Origin of the sequence: Knoellia sp. 3-2P3 (assembly GCF_029223115.1) — a bacterium.
Lineage (GTDB): Bacteria > Actinomycetota > Actinomycetes > Actinomycetales > Dermatophilaceae > Pedococcus_A.
Genome location: NZ_JARGZE010000005.1, coordinates 271,143 through 284,644 on the forward strand (window position 1 = coordinate 271,143; position 13,502 = coordinate 284,644).

The window sequence follows — 13,502 nt, forward strand, 5'->3', positions numbered from 1 at the left end:
GCAGCTGAGCGGACAAGGCAGCTGACCGGACAGGACGAGGGGCCCTGCGGTGCAGGGCCCCTCGCCCGTCAGCCGGTCAGTGCCGCGGGGCCGTCAGTCCAGCGACACCCGCACCACCTGTCCCTTGCCCACGCAGACCGAGCAGGTGGTCACGTAGGCGTCGTCACCGTCGATCGCGACGCCGTAGGGCGCCGTCAGCCCGCCCACCACGGTGTGGTGCGAGCTGCTGCCGCGCTTGACCTTGACCAGGCTTCCGACGGGCCCCTTGAGCAGGCCCTCGGAGGCGATCTGCACGGCATACAGGTGCCCGTCCTCGTCGAAGGCGAGGTCGGTGACGTTGGTCAGCCCCGTCGCCCACTTCTTGGGGTGGCCACCGGGCTCGACCCGCCAGATGCTCGAGGTCCCCTTCTGGAACGGGAAGCCGGTGAGCTGGCTGATGTAGAGGGCGCCGTCGGGGCCGCGGACGACCGAGGTGGGCACCGCGTCCTGGGGGAAGCCGGCCGGAATGGTCTCCGGGCCCAGCGTGATGGCCGCGGTCGTCGGCACCGGTCGGAGCACCGCCACCTTGCTGACGTCGCCCTTGCGGGTCGTGCGGACCACGGCGTTGCCGCCGGCGTCGGCCACGTCGTAGCCGCCGCCGCGGCGGGAGATGCCCGCCGGGTTGCTGTCGAGGTCGGTGCGGTCGGGGTTGGCCTCGGCCTCGTAGGCGGCGATGTCCGCGAGCAGGGAGTGCTCGCTGTCACTGAGCTTGCCGGTCAGCAGGGTCCCGAGGTGGGCACCGTCAGACCCGAACTTCTTGCGGAAGTCCGGGTGGGCGCCCAGCCCGATGCTGACGACGTACCGGTCACCACGGACGTCGACGTCCATGGGGCCGATGGAGTCCTCGGCACCGCCGAGGGACGGCAGGCCGGTCACGACCCGGCGGTCCGGTCCGTGGGGGTTCACCCGGGTGATGGCGCCGCTCTCGCCGAAGCAGAACTTGCCGAGCTCCGGGTGGGTGGCGCACGGCCCGGAGCCGCCCTTCCCGGACTCGGCGACGTAGAGGTCGCCGTTCGGGGCGAAGCTGAGCAGGCGGGGGCTGTCGAGGCCTGAGGCCACGACGGTGGTGCGGCTGGTTTCGGCCTGGGCCGGCGCGACAGCGATGCCTACGCCCGCGCCGCCGGCCGCCAGCAGCGCGAGCACTCGTGTGCGGATGCTGGCCATTGGGGCCCTCCTTCGGAGGTGGGGGATGCCTCCCAGCGTCCAGCAGAAGCAGGGGGCGGCGGACCGCCCGATGTCCTAGTCAGCGCGCGGACGCGGCGGTCACGGGCGATCCCGGAGGCCGTCCGCGCAGGTCGTGGCACCATGAGCGCTATGGACGGCGGGCGGCTGAAGAAGTCGGTCTACGAGGCCGAGCTGTTCCGGCTGCAGGCCGAGCTCGTGAAGGTGCAGGAGTGGGTGCGCCGCGAGGGCGAACGGGTCGTGGTGGTGTTCGAGGGCCGCGACGCAGCGGGCAAGGGCTCGACCATCAAGCGCGTGGCGCAGTACCTCAACCCTCGCGTGGCCCGCATCGTCGCCCTGCCCACCCCGACCGAGCGGCAGCGCACCCAGTGGTACTTCCAGCGCTACGTCGAGCACCTCCCCGCGGCCGGCGAGATCGTGCTCTTCGACCGCAGCTGGTACAACCGCGCCGGCGTCGAGCGCGTCCTGGGCTACTGCACGCCCGATGAGCACCAGCGCTTCCTGCGCCAGTGCCCGATCTTCGAGCGGATGCTGGTCGAGGACGGCATCCGGCTGCACAAGTACTGGTTCTCGGTCAGCGACGTCGAGCAGCAGCGCCGCTTCGAGTCGCGGCTGACCGATCCCATGCGCAGGTGGAAGCTGTCGACCACCGACCTCGAGTCGATCACCCGCTGGGAGGACTACTCGCGCGCCAAGGACGAGATGCTCGTGCACACCGACATCCCCGAGGCGCGGTGGAACGTCGTCGAGAGCGACGACAAGCGGCGCTCGCGGATCAACATGATCGCCCACCTGCTCTCGCGGATCCCCTACGAGGACGTCGAGGCGCCCCTCCTCGAGCTGCCCGCGCGGCCGCCGTCACGGGGCTACGTGCGGCCCGATCGGTCCCTCCTGCACGAGGTCCCGGACCACGCGGCGAGCCTCGGCCACTAGCCGGCCGCGGCCGGCTGTGGCAGGTGTCTCACCAGTAACTTACCGCTAGTAAATTGACGGGCGCCGACCTACCCTTCCGCTATGGCCCCGGACATCCTGGCTGACCCGGAAACCGACCCCACCGCGACGTATGCCGTGGACCCGGCGCTCGCGCGCCGGCTCACCGCGCGCGTGGTGTGCTCCCCGCGGCCCGAGCACCGCCTGACCCGCTCGCCCATGGGTGCAGCGCCGCTGGCCTCGCTGCCGCTGTCGACCCCCCGGGACGTGCAGGCCGCCGTCGACCAGGCGCGCAACGCCCAGCGGGCCTGGGCCCGCACGCCGATGCACGTGCGGGAGCGGGTGCTCCTGCGCTACCACGACCTCGTGCTCGACCGGCAGGCGGAGCTGCTCGACCTCGTGCAGCTCGAGTCGGGCAAGACCCGGCGCCAAGCCTTCGAGGAGGTCGCCGATGTCGCCCTGGTCTCGCGCTACTACGCCAGGACGGGCAAGGACCACCTGCGCGCCCGACGCCGGCCCGGCCTCTTCCCGGTGCTGACCCAGGCCTGGGAGCTGCACCACCCCAAGGGTGTGGTGGGCATCGTCTCGCCGTGGAACTACCCGCTGACACTGGCCGTCTCCGACGCCATCCCTGCCCTCATGGCGGGCAACGCCGTGGTGCTGAGGCCCGACCTGCAGGCGTCGCTCACGGCGCTCCAGGCGGTGGCGATGCTGACCGAGGCGGGGCTGCCCGAGTCGGTGCTGCAGGTCGTGCTCGGGGACGGCCCCACCGTGGGGCAGGCGGTCGTCGACCTCACCGACTACGTGAGCTTCACCGGTTCCACCGCCGTCGGACGCCACGTCGCAGCGTCGGCCGGGGCGCGGCTCGTCGGGGCCAGCCTCGAGCTCGGCGGCAAGAACAGCATGTACATCGCCGAGGACGCCGACCTCGGGCGCGCGGTCGAGGGCGCGGTTCGCGGCTGCTTCGCCTCGGCGGGCCAGCTGTGCATCTCCAAGGAGCGCATCCTCGTCCACCGGGCGGTCGCAGCGGAGTTCACCGAGCGCTTCGTCGAGGCCGTGAAGGGCATGCGCCTCGGCGCCGACCTGTCCTTCGGTGCCGACATGGGCTCCCTGGTCTCGGCCGAGCAGCTGGCCCGGGTGCAGGCGCACGTCGAGGACGCCCGCTCCAAGGGTGCCACTGTGCTGACCGGCGGCAGGGCGCGCCCCGACGTGGGTCCGTTCGTGTACGAGCCCACGGTGCTCACCGGGGTCACCGCGGCCATGGCCTGCCGTGACGAGGAGACGTTCGGACCGGTGGTCAGCATCTTCGAGGTGGGCTCCGACGAGGAGGCCCTCCGGCTGGCCAACGACAGCGACTACGGCCTCAACGCCTCGGTGTACACCCGCGACGTGCGGCGCGGTCGACGTCTCGCGGCACAGATCACCGCCGGCACGGTCAACATCAACGAGCCCTACGGCGCCGCCTGGGGCAGCGTGGCCGCCCCGATGGGCGGGATGAGGGCCTCCGGCGTCTCCCGCCGGCACGGCGCCGAGGGGATCATGAAGTACACCGAGTCCCAGACGGTGGCCGCGCAGCGCCTGGTGCCCCTGCGGCCGTTCCTCGGCATGTCCGAGCAGGCCTGGGTGAAGGGCATGACGGCGGCGCTGCGGGTGCTGAAGGCCGTGGGCCGCCCGTGAGCGACTACGACGTCGTCGTCGTCGGCTCGGGTTTCGGCGGCTCGGTCAGCGCCCTGCGGCTGGCGGAGAAGGGCTACCGCGTCCACGTCATCGAGTCGGGGCGCCGGTTCGCCGACGAGGACTTCGCCAAGACCTCGTGGAACCTGCGTCGCTACTTCTGGGCCCCACGGTTGAAGTGCTTCGGGGTCCAGCGCATCCACCGCCTCCCGGACGTCGTGGTGCTCGCCGGGGCGGGGGTCGGTGGCGGCTCGCTCAACTACGCCAACACGCTCTACGTACCCCCCACGCCGTTCTTCCATGACCCGCAGTGGCGTGACATCACCGACTGGCAGTCCGAGCTCGTGCCGCACTACCGGGTGGCCTCCAGCATGCTCGGCGTCGTCACCAACCCCTGCGAGGGCCCGGTCGAGCAGGTGATGCGCCAGGCCGCCGAGGACCTCGGGGTGGCCGACACCTTCCGCAAGACGCCCGTCGGCGTCTTCTTCGGTGTGCCGGGGGTCCGGGTCCCCGACCCGTACTTCGGCGGGGCTGGCCCGGACCGCACCGGCTGCACCGAGTGCGGCAACTGCATGGTCGGGTGCCGGGTCGGCGCCAAGAACACCCTGGTGAAGAACTACCTCGCGCTCGCCGAGCGTCTCGGCGCCACCGTGGAGCCGATGCGCACCGTGCTGGACGTGCGCCCGGAGCCGGGCGGCACGGCATACCGGGTCACGACCGAGGCGACCGGCGCCTGGCTGCGCAGGCACCGGCGCACCGTCACCGCCGACCAGGTCGTCTTCGCGGCAGGCGCCTGGGGCACCCAGCGGTTGCTCCACACGCTCAAGGACACCGGTGCCCTGCCGGCGCTCTCCGGCCGTCTCGGGCACCTGACCCGCACCAACTCGGAGGCCCTCGGGGGTGCGATGATGCAGAAGGCGCCCGAGGGGGTCGACCTCACCAAGGGTGTGGCCATCACCTCCTCGTTCCACCCGGCGCCCGACACCCACATCGAGAACGTGCGCTACGGCAAGGGCTCCAACGCCATGGGTGCGCTCGCGACCATCCTCGTCGACGGGGGAGGGTCGGTGCCGCGTCCGGTGAAGTTCCTGCTGGAGGCCGTTCGCCACCCGGTGGTCTTCCTCCGCTCGTTGTCGCTGTACCGCTGGAGCGAGCGCACGGTCATCGGGCTCGTGATGCAGACCCGCGACAACTCGCTGACCGTCTCCGGGCGCCGGGGCCTGCTCGGCGGCCGCACCCTGACCTCGCGCCAGGGCCACGGCGAGCCGAACCCCACGTGGATCCCGGCCGGGCACCGCTCGATCGTCGCGCTCGCCGGGCGCCTGTCGCAGGCCACGGGGCTGCGGGCCTTCCCGGGCAGCTCGCTCGGCGAGATCGTCGACGTGCCGATGACCGCCCACTTCCTCGGCGGCGCGGTCATCGGAGCCGACCGCGAGCAGGGGGTCGTCGACCCCTACCACCGGGTCTGGGGCTACCCCGGGCTGCACGTCGTCGACGGCTCGGCGGTCTCGGCGAACCTCGGCGTCAACCCGTCGCTGACCATCACCGCCCAGGCTGAGCGGGCCATGTCGCTGTGGCCCAACCGGGGCGAGCCCGACCCGCGGCCGGCCCAGGGCGAGGCCTACCGGCGGCTCGAGCCGGTGCAGGCGCAGCGACCTGCCGTGCCGAGGTTCACGCACGAGAGCGCGCAGGCCTGAGCTGGCCGGACAGGCCTGACCAGGCTGGACAGAAGAGGGGCCCGGCTGCTGCCGGGCCCCTTCTCGCTGCGGGTCAGCTCGACACGCTGCCCTCGACCGTCTCGGTGCCGGCCGAGCGGCCCTCCGAGGCGCCGATCTGCTGCTGGCCACCACGGCTCTGCACCTCGATCTTGCGAGGCTTGGCCTTCTCCGAGACCGGGATGGTCATCGAGAGCACGCCGTTCTCGTAGTGGGCGTGGATGTTCTCGAGGTCGAGGCCCTCGCCCAGGGTGAGCTGGCGCATGTAGCTGCCCGACGGCCGCTCCTGGGCGATCCACTCCGCCTGCTCCTCGCCGCGCAGCGTGCGCTCCGCGCGCACCGTGAGGGTGTTCCCGTCCATGTCGACGTCGATCGAGCCCGGGTCGACGCCGGGCAGGTCGATGTTGACGACGTAGTGGTCGCCGGCTCGGTAGAGGTCCATCGGCATCCAGCGCGGTGCGCGCGTCGCCGACGGGCCGCCCCACATCTGGGCGGTGAGCCGGTCCATCTCACGGAAGGGATCGAAGACAACAGCCACCAGAAACACCTCCTGCGTCCAGTCCGGTCCGCCACCGCGGCGAACCGGGTCTTGTGGCGTTGGGGTCGACCGGGTCCCGTCCGGCCGACCGCCCCCCTGACGGGTCAGGACCATTCTGCCTCGGACAACGCGGAGCGCAACAGGTGTATTCCGCTGCGGCACAAGGGCGCTCATGCGGGCTGGGTGGAGGTGGGTGCGGCTGGAGATGAGCCGGGGATGGTTCTCCAGCCGCACCACCCAGCACAACGACGGTGCTGTGACGGGGGTTACGTGCGGTACGGAACTTTTTTCGCAGGCCGGTCAGCAGTCCGGGAACCCTCGTCGCGCCACGAGTGCCACAGCGCGGCATACGGGCCCTCGGCGGCCAGCAGCTCGTGGTGGGTGCCGATCTCGCTGACCAGGCCGTCCTCGACCACCGCGACCCGGTCGGCGTCGTGGGCCGTGTGCAGCCGGTGGGCGATCGCGACCACCGTGCGGCCCTCGGCGACCGCGGCCAGCGATCGCTCGAGGTGCCGGGCCGCGCGGGGGTCGAGCAGCGAGGTCGCCTCGTCGAGCACGAGGGTGTGCGGGTCGGCCAGCACCAGCCGGGCCAGGGCCACCTGCTGGGCCTGCGCCTCGCTGAGCCGGTGGCCGCCGCTGCCCACCACCGTGTCGAGGCCCTCGGGCAGCGCCAGCGCCCAGCCGGCGGCGTCGACGGCCGTGAGCGCCGCGAGCAGGGTGCCCCGGTCGGCGCCCGGGCGGGCCAGCAGCAGGTTGTCGGCCAGCGTGCCGACGAAGACGTGGTGCTCCTGGGTCACCAGGGCCACCTGGGTGCGCAGGTCGCCGAGCTCGAGGTCGACCAGCGGCACGCTGCCCACCGAGACCACACCCGTGCGCGGGCCGTCGATGCCGGCCATCAGGCGGCCCAGGGTCGACTTGCCCGCGCCGGACGGGCCGACGATGGCGAGGCGCTCGCCGGGCCGGAGGTCGAGGCTGACCCCGCGCAGCACGTCACGGCCGCTGCGGTAGGCGTAGTGCACCTCGTCGACGTCGAGCCGGTCGCCGTCCGGGCGGGCGCCGGTGGCCACCCGGTCCGGAGGCACCTCGCCCACGCCGATGACGCGGGCGAGCGAGGTGGCGCCGACCTGAATCTCGTCGAGCCACATGAGCACCTCGTCGAGCGGTCCCACCATCTGGTGGATGTAGAGCGTGACCGCGGTGGCCGCGCCGGCGGTGACGTGCCCGTTCATCGCCAGCCAGCCGCCCCACAGCACCGAGCCGGCGACGGGGAAGAAGTAGCCGAGCTCGACGAAGGGGAACCACCGCAGCCGCAGCCCGAGGGTGTAGCGCTCGGCCTCGTAGCAGTCGCCGAGCGCCTCCTCGAACCGGCGCCGACGGGCAGGGGCGAGCGAGAGCGCGTCGATGGTGCGGGCGCCGTCGACCGTCTCGGAGACGACCCCGTTGAGGCTGGCGTAGGTGGCGCGCTCCCACAGGTACCCCTTGCCGGCGAAGCGCAGGTAGCGCCGGGTCGAGAACCAGTAGAACGGCAGGCCGACCAGCATCGGCAGGGTGGCCAGCGGTGAGGTCAGCAGAGCGGCCACCACCGTCATGACGATGGTGACGGCGGCGACGAAGATCGACGGGATGCCGAACCGCACGACGTGCGAGAGGGCCTCGACGTCGTTGGTGGTCCGCGCGACGAGGTCGCCCGTGCCGGCGCGCTCGACCGTCGACAGCGGCAGGTTCACCGCGCGGCCGATGAACTGCTCGCGCAGCTCGGCGAAGACGGTCTCGCCGAGCACCAGCGAGGCGCGCCGGGCCGCCCAGGTGAGGCCGGTCTGGAGCACCACGGCGCCGGCCAGCATCATGGCGAGCCGGTCGACCTCGGCCAGCGTGCCGTCGCCGGTCACCGTGTCGACGAGGCGGCCGACGAGCCACGGCCCGGCGAGGGCGGCCAGCGCCGCGAGGGCGTGCAGGCCGAGCACGACGGACAGGTAGCGCCGGTGCTGCCGGACCAGCCCGCGCGTGTGTCGCACGACGGCGGCCGTGTCGGCGATCGGCAGCGTCCGCCGCGCGTGGTCGGTCACCATGCCCATGTCAGTCCTCCTCCCCGCGGGTCACGATCGAGCGGTATGCCGGGTGCCCGGCCAGCAGCTCGTGGTGGGTTCCGCTTGCGGTCACCACCCCGTCCTCGACGAGGAGCACCTCGTCGGCCTCGCCGAGCACCAGCGGGCTGGCCGTGGTGACGACGGTGGTGCGGCCCCTGCGGGCCACCGCGAGTCGGCTGGCGATGCGGGCCTCGGTGTGCGCGTCGACCGCGCTGGTGGGCTCGACGAGCACGAGCACCTCCGGGTCGGCCAGCAGCGCCCGGGCCAGGGCGAGCCGCTGGCGCTGGCCGCCGGAGTAGGAGCGGCCGCGCTCCTCGACGAGCCCGTCGAGGCCGTCGGGCACCGCCTCGAGCACGTCGAGCGCGCTGGCCACCTGGAGCACCGCGTGCACCTGCTGGTCGGGGGTGCCGGTCCGACCGGCGAGCAGCCCCTCGCGCAGGGTTCCGGTGAACAGGCGCGGGTCGGCCTCGCTGACGACGATGCGGCGGCGCACCTCGGCGAGTGGGAGTGCGTCCAGGCGCTGACCGTCCCAGGTCGTCTCGTGGCGTCCGGGCCCGTGCCTGCCCAGCCGGTCGGCGATCGCCGCGGTCTCCTCGGGGTGGGCGGAGACCAGGGCGGTCAGGGCTCCCGCGCGCACGCGGACCCCGGAGAGCGGGTCGACGAGGTCGCCCGACGTCTCCGGCGAGGAGGCCTCGTCAGGGACACCTGGCTCCTGGTCGGGCTCGACGGCCAGGATCCGCAGCACCTTCCGGGCGGCGATGTGCGCCCGGATGAAGCGGTCGACGAACTCGGTGACGGTGCGCAGGGGCATGGTGAGGAACGCGGCATACCCGTAGAAGGCCACGAGCTGGCCGGCGGTGATGCGGCCGTCGAGCGCGAACCTCGCGCCGATCCACGTCACCAGCACCACGAAGACGCCGGGGAGCAGCACCTGCGCCGAGTCCAGGGCCGCCTGGACGCCGGCCACCCGCACCCCGACGCGCCGCACCTGCTGCGACTGCTCCTCGTAGCGGCGCAGGAAGGTCTGCTCGCCGCCGATGCCGCGCAGCACCCGCAGGCCCGCCACGGTGTCGGCGCCGAGGGTGGTGAGCCGGCCGGTCTGCTCGCGCTGGTCGGCCTGGCGGCGCTGCAGCGGGCGGACGATGAAGGACAGGCAGGAGAGCAGCACAGGCCCGCCGACGAGCACCAGCCAGCCCAGGGGCGGCGAGGCGGCCAGGAGGATCGAGCCCACCACGACGTAGCTCGCCAGCGCGCCGGTGAAGCGGCCGGCGACGTCGAACAGGCCGCCGATGCGCATGACGTCGTTCGCGAAGACGGCGATGACCTCGCCGGCGGGGATGGTGCGGGTCAGGGCGGGGCCCGCCTCCTCGATGCCGCGGGCCGTGAGCCGCGCGCTGCGGTAGGAGCCCTCGAGCCAGTTGCGCACCGCGAGGTAGTGCCGGGTTGCACCGGCCGCCGCGGCGAGGGCGCCGAGCCCGGTGATCACCAGGGCCCAGCGAGCCAGCCCGCCCCAGTCTCCCGGGACGATGCCCTCGTCGATGCCGTTGCCGACGGCCGCGGGCATGAGCGCCAGCGACACCATCCAGGTCGCCCCGGCGAGCAGGACGAGCAGCTGGATCCGCCACTGCTGCAAGGCGAGCCACAGCAGGAACCGCAACGGACCCCGGGTGTCCGGGGCCCCGGGGTCGTGGGTCAGTGGCGTGTGCATCAGGCTGCCCACGGTAGGTGTCCGGCGGGCCTGGACGACACTGGTTTTCCGGGCTCACGTAGCCTGTGGAGGTGCTGCGAACCGCCCTCAAGCCCCGCTGGCTGGGCCTGTTCGCGGTACTCGTCGCCATCCTCGTGTCGTTCACCTGGCTGGGCCTGTGGCAGCTCGACGTCGCTCGGGACCGGGGCCGCGCCGAGGCGGTCGAGAAGGCGCCGGCGCAGCCCGTCGTCGACCTCGCCACCGTGGTGGGCCCTCACCAGCAGTTCCCCGACGACGGGTCCGGGCGCCTGGTCCGGGCCACCGGCTCGTATGCCGCGGGCGGCCAGCTGCTCGTCGCGCCCAGGCTCCTCGACGGCCGCACAGGGTACTGGGTGGTGGCGCCGTTCGTCGTCGACAGCACCGGCGGCACCCTCGCCGTGGTCCGCGGCTTCACGACCGACCCGGCAGCAGTGCCCGAACCGCCCGCGGGGACGCTCACCCTGGTGGGGTCCCTCGCTCCAGGGGAGTCGCCCGCCGAGGCGCCCGCCCCGCCGGCCGGCGTCGCACCGGCCCACCCCCTGGCGGGCTCCATCGACCTCGCCGTGCTCGTGAACCAGTGGGAGGGCGACCTCTACAACGCCTTCGCGTTCGGCACCGAGGAGCGCGGCGCCGACGGTGCCCCCCTCGACGCGGCCCCGCTCGAGCGGGTGCCGCCGCCCCGGATCGGTGAGGCGGGGCTGTCGTGGCGCAACGCGGCATACGCGCTGCAGTGGTGGATCTTCGCCGCCTTCGCGGCCTACATGTGGTTCAGGATGGTCCGCGACGACGCGGAGCGCGACCGCCGGGAGGCGGAGCCGGTGACAGCCCCCGAGAAGGAGAAGAGCAGCACGTGAACGAGATCCGCGACCCGCAGGCAGCCCAGAAGGCCCTCACGTTCTTCAAGGTGATGGCCTTCATCGTCGGTGTGGGCCTGCTCGTCCTGGTGGCCGAGATGATCCTCAACTACGGGTTCGACAACCACGCCCTCGACTGGTGGCCGCAGCCGCACGGCTTCATCTACATGGTCTACCTCGTCGCCACCGCGAACCTGGGGTTCAAGGTGGGCTGGGGGCTCGGGAAGATGGTGCTGGTCATGCTGGCCGGGTGTGTGCCGTTCCTCTCGTTCTGGGTCGAGCGGTCGGTGGCGAGGGAGGTCGAGGGGCAGCTCGCAGGTAGCCTTGCCTCGTGACTGATGCAGCAGCCGCGGACGTGACCCAGGCCCAGGACGACGACCGCGTGGAGGCCACCGCGGCCGACGGCCCGGCGGTGCCCGAGATCGAGCTCCAGGCCCGTCCGGTGCTGGTCGTCGACTTCGGCGCGCAGTACTCGCAGCTCATCGCCCGCCGGGTGCGCGAGGCCAACGTCTACAGCGAGGTCGTGCCCAGCACGATGCCGGTGTCGGAGATGCTCGCGAAGGACCCGGCGGCGGTGATCCTGTCGGGCGGTCCGTCCTCGGTCTACGAGGAGGGCGCCCCCTCCCTCGACGGCGCGCTCCTCGACGCCGGGGTCCCCGTGTTCGGCATGTGCTACGGCTTCCAGGCCATGGTCCAGGCGCTCGGCGGCACCGTCGCGAAGACCGGCCTGGGCGAGTACGGCGCGACGCCCGCTCGCATCAGCGACACGTCCTCGGTGCTCTTCAACGGGCAGCCGGACGAGCAGTCGGTCTGGATGAGCCACGGCGACTCGGTGACCGAGGCTCCCGAGGGCATGCGCGTGACCGCCTCCACGGCCGGCGCCCCCGTCGCGGCCTTCGAGGACGACGAGCGCAGGCTCTACGGCGTGCAGTGGCACCCCGAGGTCATGCACTCCACGTTCGGCCAGCGGGTGCTCGAGAACTTCCTCTGGCGCGGCGCCGGCATCGAGGGTGACTGGACGGCCGCGAACGTCGTCGACGAGCTGGTCGAGGCGATCCGCGAGCAGGTCGGCGAGTCCCGCGTGCTGTGCGCGCTCTCCGGCGGCGTCGACTCGTCGGTGGCGGCGGCCCTGGTGCAGAAGGCCGTGGGCGACCAGCTCACCTGCGTCTTCGTCGACCACGGCCTGCTCCGGGCCGGTGAGGCCGAGCAGGTCGAGAAGGACTTCGTGGCGGCGACCGGGGTCGACCTCGTCGTCGTCGACGCGCGCGACCGGTTCCTGTCGTCGCTCGCCGGTGTCTCGGACCCCGAGGAGAAGCGCAAGATCATCGGCCGCGAGTTCATCCGGGTCTTCGAGCAGGCCGCCCGCGACATCGTCGGCGAGCACCGCGGCGAGGACGACCACCCGGTCGAGTTCCTCGTGCAGGGGACGCTCTACCCCGACGTGGTCGAGTCCGGTGGCGGCACCGGCGCGGCGAACATCAAGTCGCACCACAACGTCGGCGGCCTGCCGGAGGACCTGCAGTTCAAGCTCGTCGAGCCGCTGCGCTCGCTGTTCAAGGACGAGGTGCGCCAGGTCGGCCTCGAGCTCGGGGTGCCCGACGGCATCGTCTGGCGCCAGCCCTTCCCCGGGCCGGGCCTCGGCATCCGCATCGTCGGTGAGGTCACCGCCGAGCGGCTCGCGACCCTCCGGGCGGCCGACGCGATCGCGCGGGAGGAGCTGACCGCTGCCGGTCTCGACCGCGAGATCTGGCAGTGCCCCGTCGTGCTGCTCGCCGACGTGCGGTCCGTGGGCGTGCAGGGCGACGGCCGCACCTACGGCCACCCCATCGTGCTGCGGCCGGTGTCGTCCGAGGACGCGATGACCGCTGACTGGACCCGGGTGCCCTACGAGGTGCTGGCCAAGATCTCGACGCGCATCACCAACGAGGTGCCCGAGGTCAACCGCGTGGTCCTCGACGTCACCAGCAAGCCGCCGGGCACCATCGAGTGGGAGTGAGCCGATGACCGCGGGGGAGGCCGGGGACCTCGGCGGCACGGTGCGGCAGGGCAGCCTCAGCCGCGCGGTGATGCGGCACGTCGTGATCGGCCCGCCGCTGAGGCTGGCGACGCGCATGCGGGTCGAGGGTCGCGAGCACGTCCCGCCCACGGGGCCGCTCATCGTCGCCTCGAACCACCTGTCGTTCATCGACTCGATCGTCATCGCGCTCGCCTCGGGCCGTCAGGTCCACTTCCTCGGCAAGGCGGAGTACTTCCAGGGCACCGGCCTGCGCGGCGCGATGGTGCGCTGGTTCCACTCGACGGCCGGGACGATCCCGGTCGACCGCGCCGACGCCCGGGCGGCCGCTCGTTCCCTCGAGCTCGGCGAGCAGGTCCTGCGCCGCGGAGACGCCTTCGGGGTCTACCCGGAGGGCACGCGGTCGCCCGACGGGCGCCTGCACCGGGGCCGGACGGGCGTGGCCAGGATGGCCCTCAGCAGCGGCGCCACCCTGGTCCCGTGCGCGGTGATCGGCACCGACCGGGTCCAGCCGCCGGGGTCCAAGGGGTTGCGCCCCGCGAAGGTCACCGTGCGGTTCGGCCCGCCGGTCGACGTCGACGCCCTTTCGCAGCGCCACCAGAAGGCGGCGCTCCTGCGTGCCATCACCGACACCGTCATGGACGCGATCGGTGAGATGAGCGGTCAGGAGCGGTCCGGCCGCTATGCCAGCGACGTCAAGGCCGAGCTGGCTGCCCGCGAGCCCAGCAGCGCCTGAGCCCGAC

The 13,502-nt window shown here is 72.8% G+C and carries 11 protein-coding genes; 7 read left to right on the forward strand and 4 right to left on the reverse strand.

The window, feature by feature from the left end:
* Positions 1-93 precede the first annotated feature (93 nt).
* The gene (locus tag P0Y31_RS15825) at positions 94-1,203 is read right to left on the reverse strand and encodes a ScyD/ScyE family protein (RefSeq protein ID WP_275871092.1); all 1,110 of its coding nucleotides are present in this window, start codon (positions 1,201-1,203) and stop codon (positions 94-96) included.
* A 141-nt stretch (positions 1,204-1,344) separates the two neighbouring features.
* Between P0Y31_RS15825 and ppk2 the strand changes: the two genes are divergently transcribed.
* The 3 genes from ppk2 (at position 1,345) to P0Y31_RS15840 (ending at position 5,522) form a co-directional block, all read left to right on the forward strand.
* On the forward strand, positions 1,345-2,154 hold the full coding sequence (ppk2, locus tag P0Y31_RS15830; RefSeq protein WP_275871093.1) for a polyphosphate kinase 2: 810 nt from the start codon (positions 1,345-1,347) through the stop codon (positions 2,152-2,154).
* 81 nt (positions 2,155-2,235) lie between these two features.
* A complete protein-coding gene (locus tag P0Y31_RS15835; RefSeq protein WP_275871095.1) occupies positions 2,236-3,828 on the forward strand; it encodes a succinic semialdehyde dehydrogenase in 1,593 nt (530 codons plus the stop codon).
* Positions 3,825-5,522: a GMC family oxidoreductase gene (locus P0Y31_RS15840; RefSeq protein ID WP_275871097.1), complete on the forward strand. Its 1,698-nt coding sequence runs from the start codon at positions 3,825-3,827 to the stop codon at positions 5,520-5,522. The genes P0Y31_RS15835 and P0Y31_RS15840 overlap by 4 nt, the downstream gene beginning before the upstream one ends.
* A gap of 73 nt (positions 5,523-5,595) precedes the next feature.
* Here P0Y31_RS15840 and P0Y31_RS15845 read toward each other — a convergent pair whose 3' ends face one another.
* From P0Y31_RS15845 to P0Y31_RS15855, 3 genes are all read right to left on the reverse strand, one after another.
* Positions 5,596-6,078 (reverse strand): Hsp20/alpha crystallin family protein, encoded by a 483-nt coding sequence (locus tag P0Y31_RS15845; protein WP_275871099.1) that lies wholly within the window; start codon positions 6,076-6,078, stop codon positions 5,596-5,598.
* A gap of 266 nt (positions 6,079-6,344) precedes the next feature.
* Positions 6,345-8,153, reverse strand: coding sequence for an ABC transporter ATP-binding protein (locus tag P0Y31_RS15850; protein WP_275871101.1), 1,809 nt, complete (start codon positions 8,151-8,153; stop codon positions 6,345-6,347).
* A gap of 1 nt (position 8,154) precedes the next feature.
* Positions 8,155-9,873 carry an ABC transporter ATP-binding protein gene (locus tag P0Y31_RS15855; protein WP_275871103.1) on the reverse strand — a complete coding sequence of 573 codons (1,719 nt, stop codon included), beginning with the start codon at positions 9,871-9,873 and terminating at the stop codon, positions 8,155-8,157.
* Between the two features lie 71 nt (positions 9,874-9,944).
* On the opposite strand from P0Y31_RS15855, the gene P0Y31_RS15860 reads away from it, so the two are divergent.
* The 4 genes from P0Y31_RS15860 to P0Y31_RS15875 all read left to right on the forward strand — a co-directional run bounded on the left by P0Y31_RS15860 (position 9,945) and on the right by P0Y31_RS15875 (position 13,495).
* Positions 9,945-10,745 carry an SURF1 family protein gene (locus P0Y31_RS15860; protein WP_275871105.1) on the forward strand — a complete coding sequence of 267 codons (801 nt, stop codon included), beginning with the start codon at positions 9,945-9,947 and terminating at the stop codon, positions 10,743-10,745.
* Positions 10,742-11,080 carry a DUF3817 domain-containing protein gene (locus P0Y31_RS15865; protein ID WP_275810451.1) on the forward strand — a complete coding sequence of 113 codons (339 nt, stop codon included), beginning with the start codon at positions 10,742-10,744 and terminating at the stop codon, positions 11,078-11,080. The genes P0Y31_RS15860 and P0Y31_RS15865 overlap by 4 nt, the downstream gene beginning before the upstream one ends.
* 77 nt (positions 11,081-11,157) lie before the next feature.
* A complete protein-coding gene (gene guaA / locus P0Y31_RS15870; protein WP_275871300.1) occupies positions 11,158-12,741 on the forward strand; it encodes a glutamine-hydrolyzing GMP synthase in 1,584 nt (527 codons plus the stop codon).
* Positions 12,742-12,745: 4 nt separating this feature from the next.
* Positions 12,746-13,495, forward strand: coding sequence for a lysophospholipid acyltransferase family protein (locus P0Y31_RS15875; RefSeq protein ID WP_275871107.1), 750 nt, complete (start codon positions 12,746-12,748; stop codon positions 13,493-13,495).
* Positions 13,496-13,502 lie beyond the last annotated feature (7 nt).